The sequence below is a fragment of the Micromonospora echinofusca genome, assembly GCF_017614955.1.
In the GTDB taxonomy this organism is placed as follows: domain Bacteria; phylum Actinomycetota; class Actinomycetes; order Mycobacteriales; family Micromonosporaceae; genus Micromonospora; species Micromonospora echinofusca_A.
Window position 1 is genome coordinate 1 of the sequence record NZ_WVUH01000240.1, and the last position, 11,638, is coordinate 11,638.

Genomic DNA, 11,638 nt, shown 5'->3' on the forward strand with positions numbered 1-11,638 from the left:
GGGCGGGGCCGCGGAGTTTCAGCCCTTGACCGCTCCGGTGATCACACCCTTGGTGAAGTGCCGCTGCACGAACGGGTAGATGATCACTGCGGGCAGGACGGTGACCACCACGACGGCCATCTTGACCGCCAGCGTCGGCGGGTACGCGGTGATCCCGGGTATGCCCACCGATCCGCCCGACAGGTGCGGGGACTGCCCGGCCAGGATGTAGCTCTGGAGCACCCGCTGGATCGGGAACTTGTCGTTGTCGTCGATGTACAGCACCGCGTTGAAGTACGCGTTCCAGTAGCCGACGGCGTAGAACAGGCCGACCACGGCGACCACCGCCCGGGACAGCGGCAGCACGATCCGGGCGAGGATGCGGAACTCCCCCGCCCCGTCCATCCGGGCGCTGTCGATCAGCTCGGACGGCACGTTCATGAAGAACGCCCGGATCACCACCAGGTTGAACACGCTGATCGCGCTGGGCAGGACCAGCGACCAGAGGCTGTCCTTGAGTCCGAGGCCGGTGACCACCAGGTAGCTGGGTACCAGCCCGGGGAAGATCAGGAAGGTCAGCAGGAACAGGAACAGCAGGAACCGGTGCCCCACCGAGCCGGGGCGGGACAGTCCGTACGCGGCCAGCACGGTCAGCGCCAGGCTCAGCGCGGTACCGACCACGGTGACCAGGGTGCTGGTCCAGACCGCCTGGGTGACCTGGCCGCCCGAGAAGATCGTGACGTACGCCGACGGGTCGAACTCCCTCGGTACGACGACCATCCCGCCGGTGTCGTTGATGGTCTCCCGGGAGGCGAGGCTGGTCACCACCACCGACCACATCGGGAAGAGTACGGCCAGCACGAGCAGGACGAGTACGCCGCCCTTGCCCAGCCGGCCCGCCGGCGACGGCGGTTCCTCCCAGACCGGGCGCCGGGGTCGTCCGCGCCGGCCGGTGACCGGGCCGGGTCGTACCGGTACCGGGCCCGCCGGGCTGAGTTGCGCGGTCATCGTTTGGAGTACACCCCCTGCTCGCCGAGCCGGTGCGCCACGTGGTTGGCGGTGAGGATGAGCACCAGCCCGACCACGGCCTTGAACAGGCCGGCGGCGGCGCCCAGTCCCCACTGCTGGGTGGCGATGGCGTTGTAGTAGACGAACGTGTCGAGCACCTCGGCGGCCTGCGGACCGACCGCGTCGCGTTGCAGGATGAACTGCTCGAAACCGACCGACAGCGCGTCCCCGAGCCGCATGATCAGCAGCAGTACGATCACCGGCCGCAGGCCGGGCAGGGTGATGTGCCACAGCCGTCGCCACCGGCCGGCCCCGTCGGCCGCCGCCGCCTCGTACAGGTTCGGGTCGATCGCGGAGAGCGCGGCCAGGAAGACGATCGCCCCCCAGCCGACGTCCTTCCAGACCGCCTCGGCGGTGACCAGCACGATGAACCCGTCCGGGTCGGTCATCACGTTCCACGGTTGGAGGCCGGCGTCACGCATCTCCTGGGCCAGCAGGCCGGCCCCGCCGAACATCTGCACGAAGAACGTGACGACCAGTACCCAGCTGAAGAAGTGCGGCAGGTAGACCACGCTCTGCACGAAGCCCCGGACCCGCCCGGAGACCACACTGTGGAGCAGAATGGCCAGCAGGATCGGCAGCGGGAAGAAGAACACCAACTGGAACGCGGTGATGGTCAGCGTGTTGCGTACCGCGTCCCAGAACAGCGGATCGGCGAAGAGCGTCTCGAAGTTGCCGAAGCCGATCCACTCGCTGTAGAGGAACGCCTCCACCGGGTCGTCCCCGACGAACGGGTTGTAGTCCTGGAAGGCGATCACGTTGCCCAGGGTGGGCAGGTAGTGGAAGACCAGCAGCAGCAGTGCGGCCGGTGCGGTCATCGCCAGCAGCGGCCAGTCCCGCCGCAGCCGGTCGGCGAGGCTGCGGCGGGGCCGGGAGCGCCGGCCCCGGCGGGGGTGTCCCCCTCCCGTGGCGGAGGAGGGCCGGTCACCCGGGCCGGCGGGGCCGACCCGGGAGGCGGCCGTGTCCACGTCGCTCATCGGCCGTTGTCGGCGAGCGCCTTCTCGAAGAACGCGCGCCCCTCTTCACCGCCGGACGCCAGGAAATCCTTGACCACCTGGTCCAGGTCGCCCAGCGGGCGACGGCCGCGCAGGATGTCGCGGATCTTGTCGTCGGTGGGGGTGATGATCTTCGACCAGTTGGCCGGCAGTTCGAGTTTGATGCCGGCGAAGAGGTCCTTCTCCATCAGGTCGATGTGCTTGCGGTAGTAGGCCAGGTAGTCCTGCACGTAGGTGGGGGTGTCGCCGCTGCGCACCTTGACCGCCACCCGGCCACCGAGCGCCCCGAACTGCCCGGCCATCTCCTTGCGGCCCAGGTCGGTGGGGACGGGGCTGCCGTCGGCCGCGCGGGTGAAGTGCTGGCCCTCCACGCCGTACTCGCGCAGCTCGTACTCCCGGCTGCCGAACGGGGCGGCACCCCAGTTCAGTACCCGCAGCAGCTCGGTGACCCGGTCCTTGCCGAGTCCCTTCCTGACGAAGGTGAAGAAGATCGGCTTCTCGCTGCCCCAGATCACCGGTCTGCCGCCGTTGGCGCCGAAGACCGGTACCGGCTGCATGTCGTACCCGGCGGTGACCTTGGCCTGTTCGCCCTGCATGCCCTGCCAGGCGCCGAGCCCGTCCTGGAACATCAGGATCTTGCCGCCGTTGAACAGCTGCTTCTCGTCGGCGCCCTTGCTGGCCACGGTGTCCGGGTGGACCAGTCCCTCGGCGAACAGCCGCGCGGTGAACTCCAGCGCGGCCCGGTACTCCGGGGTCTCGTACTTGTGCTGCAACCCGCCGTCGGGCTTCTTACGCCAGGTCTGGTGGCAGCCGAAGAACTGCTGGACCATGTCGAAGACCGACCCGAAGGCCCAGACGCCCCTGCTGGCGTTGGTGGCCTGCCTGCCGAACTGGTACAGCTCCTCCGGCGTCGTCGGCGTGGCCAGGCCCGCCTTCTCCAGCAGGTCCCTGCGCTGGAACAGGGCCCAGCCGAACGGGCCGTCGGTGGGGAACGGCACCGCGTGCAGCCGGCCGCCCCAGACCGAGTACTCCCAGGCCCCGGTGGGCAGCGAGGCCAGGTTGGGGTACGCCTTGGCGGCGTCGCCGCTGAGGTGGTCGGTGAGGTCCTCGAAGAGCGCCCTGACCGCGTCGGAGAACCGGGCGATCTTGTCGATCTCCCAGTTCGGCACGGACAGCAGGTCCGGGACGTCCCGGGCGCCGAGCATCGCGTTGAGCTTGTCGGCGTACGTGTTGCCGTCCTGGATGCTCGGGTTCACCTCGACGCCGAGTTCGGCGTTGACCGCCGCCAGGTAGGAGTTGCGGCCCAGTCCCGGGGGCGTCGGCCCCCACCACGGGGTCATGGTCTTGATCTGCGGTCCGCCCCGGCCGGGCTGCTCGGTCACCGCGTCCACCAGTTGGCGCGGGTAGCTGAGGAAACCCTGCGGGATGGGCCCCTGGCCGGGGATGTCGGGTTTGACCAGCTCGACGGGCTGGTACGCGGGCAGGACCGCCCTGATCGCGTCCGCCTGGGTCGCGGTGCCCTTGCTTCCGGCCTCCTTGCTGCAACCGGCGAGGGTCCCGCCGCCCAGGGTGGCGGCGGCGCCGACTCCGAGCAGGCGGAGCAGTGTCCGGCGATCGGTCGATGCGCCCGGCAGGGACGGCTTCACGGCGCACTCCCTTCATCCACGTGACGGGTGTACGGATCGGGCACACCCGGATAGAGTTAGTTGGGCTTCTAGCCGAACAAACTAATCCACGGTGATCGGCCCCACAAGGGAGCACCAGACCCACGGGGGGCGGTCACCCGGACTCGGCCCCGACCTGCCGGCGGGGCCGACGTCGGCGGTGGTGGCGCGTGGTGGGAGGCGCCACCACCGTCCGACGGCCCGGTCCGGGCCCGCCACCACGGCGTGGCGGACACCGGCCCGGCGGACCACCGGACCGGCCGGACAGGTACGGCATGATGGACCCGCCGGCCGGGGCGGGCGCACCGGCCGGACACCGTAGGCGCAGGGAGCGGGACGTGATCACGATGCACAACGGGCCACAGCCGACCGACCTCGGTGACGTCCGGGCCACCAACCGCGCCGTGGTACTGCGCCACGTCCGGGACCACGCACCCTGCTCCCGGGCCGACATCGCCACCCACACCGGCCTGAACAAGGCCACCGTGTCCAGCCTCGTCGCCGAACTGATCGGGTACCGGCTGCTGCGCGAGACCGGGGTGACCGAGAACCGGGTCGGCCGACCGGCCACCATGCTCGTCCTCGACGGCGAACCCTACGCGGCGCTGGGCATGCAGGTCAGCGCCGACGAACTGGTGGTGGTCGCCATCGACCCGGGCGGCAACCGGCTGCTCACCTGGCAGCGCGCCTTCACCACCCTGACCGCCACCGCCGGGGAGACCGTCACCGCCCTGGCCGCCCTGGCCCGCCGCGCCCTGAGCCGGGTCACCGGCCAGGGACGCCAGGTGCTGGGCCTCACCGTCGGGATACCCGGCCTGGTCGACACCACCGGCGCGGTACCCTTGGCCGCCGCCCTGGGCTGGCACGACGTACCGCTCGCCGTCGACCTGCGCAAGGCGCTGCGCGAGCCGGCCTTCCCGGTGACCGTCGACAACGAGGCCAACCTCGCCGTCCTCGCCGAGCAGCGCCACGGCGGCCACGCCGACACCGCCGACCTGGTCCACCTGACCGGTACCGCCGGGATAGACGCCGGGATCGTCGTGGCCGGCCGGCTCCTGCGGGGCGCCCGGGGATTCACCGGCGCCGTCGGCCACCTACCCCTGGACCCCACCGGGCCACCCTGCCGCTGCGGCCGGCGGGGCTGCCTGGAGGCGTACGCCGGCCTGCCCGCCCTGGTCGACCGGCTGCTGCCGGACCCCGCGCAGGACGACCCGGTCACCGACTTCACCCCGGAGATCGACCGGATCCGGGCCCTGGCCCGGGCCGGGGAGCCCACCGTCCTGACCGGACTGGCCGAGACCGGCCGGCACCTCGGGCACGGCGTCGCCCTGCTGGCGGGGGTGGTCAACCCGGCCACCGTCCTGCTCGGCGGGCACCTCGCCACCCTGGCCCCGTGGCTGCTCCCCGCGGCCCGCGCGGAACTGGCCGAGCGGACCGTCGCACCCGACACCGGCGGCTGCCACCTCGACGCCTCCACGCTCGGTGGCATCGCCGCAGCCCTCGGCGGGGCCACCGCCGCACTGTCCACCATCGAGGCCGGGCGGCTGCCGGCCAGCACCGGCGGCTGAGCCGCAACTGATCTCGCGGCCCCCCTTGACCCGGCCGGCGCGCTGGTGCAAGCCTCAGAACGCCACCTCGACACACGCGGGTAACGACGGTGGCGTGTTCCGCTGCGTCGTCGAAGCGCTTCGCGCTTACCGGGCACGACGGCCGCCCCCCTTGCTGCGATCCCGTCTGTCCGGGCCAGCGTCGAAGCGCTTCGACACCGCCGGACCACCGGTCCCGAAAGGCGACACATCACCCATGAACCACCGCCCCGACGCCCGCCCGCTCCGCGACCGCGTCACCGACCTGCTGGCCCACCTCACCCTGGCGGAGAAGGTCGCCCTGCTGCACCAGCACCAGGCCCCGGTCCCCCGGCTCGGGCTACCCGCCTTCCGCACCGGCACCGAGGCCCTGCACGGGGTCGCCTGGCTCGGACCGGCGACCGTCTTCCCCCAGGCCGTCGGCCTGGCCGCCACCTGGGACCCGGACCTGCTCACCGCCGTCGGCACCGCCGTGGGCACCGAGGTCAGGGCCCTGCACCACGCCGACCCGACCCGGGTCGGCCTCAACGTCTGGGCGCCGGTGGTCAACCCGCTGCGCGACCCCCGCTGGGGCCGCAACGAGGAAGGCTACGCCGAGGACCCCTGGCTGACCGGCCGGCTCGCCACCGCCTACGCCACCGGCCTGCGCGGCGACCACCCCGACCGGCTGCGCACCGCACCGACCCTGAAGCACTTCCTGGCCTACAACAACGAAACCGACCGGGCCACCACCTCCAGCAACCTGCCACCCCGGGTGCTGCACGAGTACGAACTGCCCGCGTTCCGCGCCCCGCTCGCCGCCGGGGCCGCCGTCGCCGTGATGGCCTCCTACAACCTGGTCAACGACGTACCGGCCCACCTCAGCCCACTGATCGAGGACACCCTGCGCCGCTGGGCACCCGAAGAGATCATGGTCGTCGGGGACGCCGGAGCCGTCAGCAACCTCACCGACCTGCAGAAACACACCCCCGACCACGTCCACGGGTTCGCCGCCGCCATCCGCGCCGGCATCGACAACCTCACCGAGAACGACGCCGACCCCACCCCCACCGTGCAACGCCTCACCGAGGCCCTGCGCCGCGGCCTGCTCGACCCCGCCGAGGTGGACCGGGCGGTACGCCGCATCCTCAGCGTCCGGATCCGCCTCGGTGACCTCGACCCGCCGCACACCGACCCGTACGCCGACGTCCGACCCGACGTGATCAACTGCCCCGCCCACCGGGAACTCGCCCGGCAGGCCGCCCGCGAGTCGATCGTGCTGCTGCGCAACGACGGGCTGCTCCCCGTCACCCCCCGACCCGGACTGCGCGTCGCCGTCCTCGGCCCGCTCGCCGACACCCTGCACACCGACTGGTACAGCGGCACCCTGCCGTACCGGGTCACCGCGTACGACGGCCTCGCCGCACGGCTCGGCGCGGACACCGTCCACACCGACGAGGGCGTGGACCGCATCGCGCTGCGCGTCGGCGACCGGTACCTGCGCTGCGCCACCGCACCCGACGGCGCCGAGGTCACCGCCACCGGCACCACCGCCGACCCACAGACCTGGTTCGACGTGTTCGACTGGGGCGCCGACACGGTCGCCCTGCGGGCCGCCGCCAACGGCCGCCACCTCGGCGCCGACGACAGCGCAACGGTCCGCAACGACCGGCCCGGACCGGGCGACTGGATCGTCCGGGAAACCTTCCGCTTCCGGTCCGCCCCCGACGACACCGTCACCCTGCACCACCTCGCCAGCGACCGGTACCTCACCGTGTCCGCCGACGGCGTGCTGCGGGCCGACGCCACCGACCCGGCCGGGGCGACCCGCTTCACCGTCGACCTGGTCCGCGACGGGGCCGCCACGGCAGCCGCCCTGGCCGCCGACGCCGACGTGGCGGTGGTGGTCCTCGGCAACCACCCGATGGTCAACGGCCGGGAGACCGAGGACCGCGCCGACCTGGCCCTGCCCACCGGCCAGGAGACCCTGCTGCGGGCCGTGCACGCCGCCAACCCGCACACCGTGCTGGTGCTCAGCAGCAGCTACCCGTACGCGGTCGGCTGGGCCGACGCCCACCTGCCGGCGGTGCTGTGGTCCGCGCACGGCGGCCAGGAGTACGGACACGCGCTGGCCGCCGTCCTCGTCGGCGACGCCGACCCCGGTGGCCGGCTCACCCAGACCTGGTACCGGGACACCGCCGACCTGCCCGACCTGCTCGACTACGACATCATCGACGCCGACGCCACCTACCTCTACTACCGGGGCGACCCGCTGTACCCCTTCGGCCACGGCCTCAGCTACACCCGGTTCGACTACGCTGAGCTGACACTGAGCACCGCATCGGCGACCGGTGACGGGGAGGTCGTGGTGAGCGTGACGGTGACCAACACCGGCACCCGCCCGGGTGACGAGGTGGTGCAGCTCTACACCCGGCAACGACACTCCCGGGTCAAGCAGCCCCTGCGGCAGCTACGCGACTTCGCCCGGATCACCCTCGACCCCGGCGAACGACGCACCGTCCGGCTCCGGCTGCGTACCGCCGACCTGGGTCACTGGGACACCGACACCGACCGCCACCTGGTCGAGACCGCCCGGCACAGCATCATGGTCGGCCGGTCGGCCACCGACATCCGGCTGGTCGGCACGCTCACCGTGACCGGGCCGGACATCCGGTACCCGGCCGACACCGACCCGCTGCCGGTGGGAGGACCGTCCGGTGCCGGCCCGGCCTGACGGCCCGACCCCGGCCGGCGACGACCCGGCCGCGAAGCCCCCCGACCGGGTCACCATCGCCGACGTGGCCCGGCACGCCGGGGTCGCGCTGAGCACCGTGTCGTACGTACTCAGCGGCAAACGGGTCATCTCCGCCACCACCCGCAACCGGGTCCTCACCAGCATCCGGCTGCTCGGCTACCACCCCAACGCGGGGGCCCGGGCGTTGGCCAGCCGGCGGGCCAACGTCATCGCCCTGGTGCTGCCGCTGCGTACCGGCATGCAGGTCCCGGTCCTCATGCAGTTCGCCATGGCGGTGGTGACCACCGCCCGGCAGTTCGACCACGACGTCCTGCTGGTCACCGCCGACGAGGGGCCCGCCGGGCTGCGCCGCATCGCGGCCAGCGCCCTGGTCGACGGCATCCTGCTCATGGACGTGGAGATGCGCGACCTGCGGGTACCACTGCTGCGGGACCTGGCCCGACCCAGCGTGCTGATCGGCTTCCCCGCCGACAGCACCGGCCTGACCTGCATCGACCTGGACTTCCACCGGGCCGGTGAGGTCTGCGTGGAGCACCTGGCCGGCCTGGGGCACCGGCGGATCGCGCTGCTCGGCGCCCCGGCGGCGGTCTACGACCGGGACACCGGCTTCGCCCACCGGACCCGGGCCGGTGTCCTGGCCGCCGCCGACCGGCACGGCATCACCGCCACCGCACTGCCCTGCCCGGAGGGCGCCGCCGGGGTCCGCGCCCTCCTGACCGACCTGCTGGCACGGCAACCCGACCTGACCGGGCTGGTGGTGCAGAACGAGGCCGCGGTCGGGGCGGTCCTGGCCACCCTGCCCACCCTCGGTCGGCGGGTACCCCGGGACGTGTCGGTGGTGGCGATCTGCCCGGACCAGTTCGCCGAACAGGCCAGCCCCCGACTGACCTCGGTACCCGTACCGGCCGAGGAGGTCGGCCGGCAGGCGGTGTCCCTGTTGATGCGCAAACTCGTCGATGCCTCCGTCCCGGAGGCCACCATGCTCGACCCGCACCTGACCGTACGCGACAGCACCACCGCCGCCCCAGCACGCTATTGACAGAATTCCTTCCATCGGCAATGGTTCGCTTGCGGTACAAGTCTTTCGGGAAGGCGTCCACATGGGACACGACGACAACCGGACCGTCCCCGGCGACACCGAGGCCCACCGGTACGTCATCATCGGCGCCGGTCCCGCCGGCCTGCAACTGAGCTACTACCTCCAGCAGGCCGGCTGCGACTACCTCACCGTCGAACGCGCTCCCGCCCCCGCCGAGTTCTTCCGGCACTTCCCCCGGCACCGGCGGCTGATCTCCCTCAACAAGCAGTACACGGTCAGCACCGACCCGGAGATCCGGCTGCGCTGGGACTGGAACTCCCTCCTGCACGAGCCCGCCGACCTGCCCTTCGGCAAGTACAGCAGCGAGTACTTCCCGCACGCCGACGACATGGTCCGCTACCTGGGCGACTTCCAACGCCACCACCAGCTCGCCGTCCGCTTCGACACCGACGTGCAGCGCATCGAACGCGACGACGACGGGTTCCTGGTCCACACCGACGGCCCCACCCTGCGCGCCCGGTGCCTCATCGTGGCCACCGGCTGGGGCCGACCCCACATCCCCGACATCCCCGGCATCGAACACGCCGTCGGCTACGAGGACATGGACACCAACCCCGCCGCGTACACCGGCAAACGGGTCCTCGTCCTCGGCAAGGGCAACTCGGCGTTCGAAACCGCCTCGGCGATCCTCGGTCACGCCGCCATGGTGCACCTGGCCAGCCCCCGCCCCATCCGCCTGGCGTGGAACACCAAACACCCCGGCGACGTCCGTGGCCACCACGGCGCCGTCCTGGACAGCTACCAGTTCAAGACCCTGCACGCGGTCCTCGACTGCGTCGTCGACGAGATCCGCCCCGTCGGCGACCGGTACCGGGTCCACCTGACCTACACCCACGCCGACGGCGAGACCGCCGTCATGGACTACGAGTCGGTGCTGCGCTGCACCGGATTCGCCATGGACACCTCGATCTTCGCCCCGGACTGCCGCCCCGAGACGGTCCCCAGCGGCCGGATGCCCACCACCGGTTCCGACTGGCAGTCCAGCATCGACGGCCTCTACTTCGCCGGCACCCTCGCCCAGGCCCGCGACTTCAAACACGCCTCCTCGGCCTTCATCGACGGATTCCGCTACAACCTGCGTACCCTCACCGCCCTGCTCCGGGAACGCTACGACGGCGTACCCCTGCCCTTCGACGTCGTCGCCCGCGACGCCGACACCCTCACCACCCTGGTCCTGGACCGGCTCAACTGGAGCTCGGCCCTGTGGACCCAGTTCGAGTACCTCTGCGACGCCCTCGTCGTCGACGACACCACCGGACAGGTCCGGCACTACATCGACCTGCCCGAGGACCACATCCGCGACCGCTTCCACGACCAGCCGCACTACTACACCCTCGGGCTGCGCTGGGGACGCGACGACTACCGGGACGTGTTCGCCGTCGAACGGCACCCGCAACCCGACCGGGCCGCCGAAAGCGCCTTCATCCACCCGGTCGTCCGCCGCTACCACGGCGACACCCTGGTCGACGAACTGCACCTGCTGGAGGACCTGCTCGCCGAGTGGCGCCGCCCCGACCGGCACGTCGCACCGCTGCGCGCCTGGCTCGAACGGGAACTCCCGCTACGCCGCTGACCGGCCTCAGTCCCGGATCAGGATCTCCGACAACGGCTTGCGGGTCAGGTCCGGCACCGTCGCGTCCGGCGCCGGGTACCCGACCGGCATCACCACGTACGGACGTTCCTCCCGGGGCCGCCCGCACACCTCGTTGAGGAACCGCATCGGGCTGGGCGTGTGCGTCAACGTGGCCAGACCCGCCTGGTGCAACGCCGTGATCAACATGCCCACCGCGATGCCCACCGACTCCTTCACGTAGTACGGCCTCGGGGAGTGCGGGCCCTGGTGCACCTCGAACACCACGATCACCACCGGCGCCACCTCCAGGAACGGCTTACGCCAGTCCAGCCCCAACGGCGCCAGCGCCGCCAGCCACTCCGGGGACGCCCGTCGTGCGTAGAACTCCCGTTCCTCCACTTCCGCCGCCGCCCGCAACTGACGCTTGCGCTCCGGGTCGGTCAACACCACGAACCGCCACGGCTGCACGTGCGCGCCGCTCGGCGCCGTCCCGGCGACCCGGACCGCCTCCTCGATCACCTCCATCGGCACCGGGTCCGGCCGGAAGTCCCGGATCGTCCGGCGGGCCGCCATCCGATCGGCGAATGCCCGTGCCGCCTCGACCATCTCCGTCGGCGTCAGCTTGCCGACGCCGGTCTGCCCTGTCGTCCTGTCCGACACCACGCCTCCCTCACCCGGTGGACCCATCCAGCATCCGGCACGGACCCGCCGATCCGGTTACGGCACCTTGCTGTCCTCCACCGGCGAACCGACCACCACCGGGCCGGCCACCCCGGTCCCGCCGGAACCGGTGGCACCGTCCCCGCCGCCCCCGCCGGACCTGGTAACACCGTCCCCGCCGTCGTCCGGCCCGCCGCCGACCGCCGCCGCCAGGAAGTCGACCACGTCGGTGAGCCGTCCCCGCCGGGCCGCCACCGCCCGCTGCCGGTCCGCCCCACAC

The 11,638-nt window shown here is 72.0% G+C and carries 8 protein-coding genes and 1 pseudogene; 4 read left to right on the plus strand and 5 right to left on the minus strand.

Translation table 11 applies throughout. The features are described from left to right. Positions 1-18: 18 nt before the first annotated feature. The 3 genes from GSF22_RS23320 to GSF22_RS23330 are packed head-to-tail and all read right to left on the minus strand — an operon-like array spanning position 19 to position 3,688. Positions 19-987, minus strand: a complete 969-nt coding sequence (locus GSF22_RS23320; protein ID WP_208815869.1) for a carbohydrate ABC transporter permease — start codon at positions 985-987, stop codon at positions 19-21. Next, a complete protein-coding gene (locus GSF22_RS23325; protein ID WP_244368308.1) occupies positions 984-2,024 on the minus strand; it encodes an ABC transporter permease in 1,041 nt (346 codons plus the stop codon). The genes GSF22_RS23320 and GSF22_RS23325 overlap by 4 nt, the downstream gene beginning before the upstream one ends. After that, positions 2,021-3,688 carry an extracellular solute-binding protein gene (locus GSF22_RS23330; RefSeq protein WP_208815870.1) on the minus strand — a complete coding sequence of 556 codons (1,668 nt, stop codon included), beginning with the start codon at positions 3,686-3,688 and terminating at the stop codon, positions 2,021-2,023. The genes GSF22_RS23325 and GSF22_RS23330 overlap by 4 nt, the downstream gene beginning before the upstream one ends. Positions 3,689-4,053: 365 nt before the next feature. Here GSF22_RS23330 and GSF22_RS23335 point away from each other — a divergent pair, with 365 nt between their 5' ends. From GSF22_RS23335 to GSF22_RS23350, 4 genes are all read left to right on the plus strand, one after another. Further along, positions 4,054-5,274, plus strand: coding sequence for an ROK family transcriptional regulator (locus tag GSF22_RS23335; RefSeq protein WP_208815876.1), 1,221 nt, complete (start codon positions 4,054-4,056; stop codon positions 5,272-5,274). Positions 5,275-5,509: 235 nt separating this feature from the next. Then, complete coding sequence (locus GSF22_RS23340; protein WP_208815871.1) at positions 5,510-8,005, plus strand: glycoside hydrolase family 3 C-terminal domain-containing protein; 2,496 nt, start codon at positions 5,510-5,512, stop codon at positions 8,003-8,005. Next, positions 7,989-9,065 (plus strand): LacI family DNA-binding transcriptional regulator, encoded by a 1,077-nt coding sequence (locus GSF22_RS23345; protein ID WP_208815872.1) that lies wholly within the window; start codon positions 7,989-7,991, stop codon positions 9,063-9,065. The genes GSF22_RS23340 and GSF22_RS23345 overlap by 17 nt, the downstream gene beginning before the upstream one ends. Before the next feature lie 61 nt (positions 9,066-9,126). After that, positions 9,127-10,698, plus strand: coding sequence for an NAD(P)-binding domain-containing protein (locus GSF22_RS23350; protein WP_208815873.1), 1,572 nt, complete (start codon positions 9,127-9,129; stop codon positions 10,696-10,698). A 6-nt stretch (positions 10,699-10,704) separates the two neighbouring features. Here GSF22_RS23350 and GSF22_RS23355 read toward each other — a convergent pair whose 3' ends face one another. Together GSF22_RS23355 and GSF22_RS23360 are read right to left on the minus strand one after the other, a co-directional pair. Further along, positions 10,705-11,304 carry a nitroreductase family protein gene (locus GSF22_RS23355; RefSeq protein WP_244368314.1) on the minus strand — a complete coding sequence of 200 codons (600 nt, stop codon included), beginning with the start codon at positions 11,302-11,304 and terminating at the stop codon, positions 10,705-10,707. Positions 11,305-11,415: 111 nt separating this feature from the next. Next, positions 11,416-11,638 (minus strand): annotated as a pseudogene (locus GSF22_RS23360) (hypothetical protein); the annotation flags it as partial.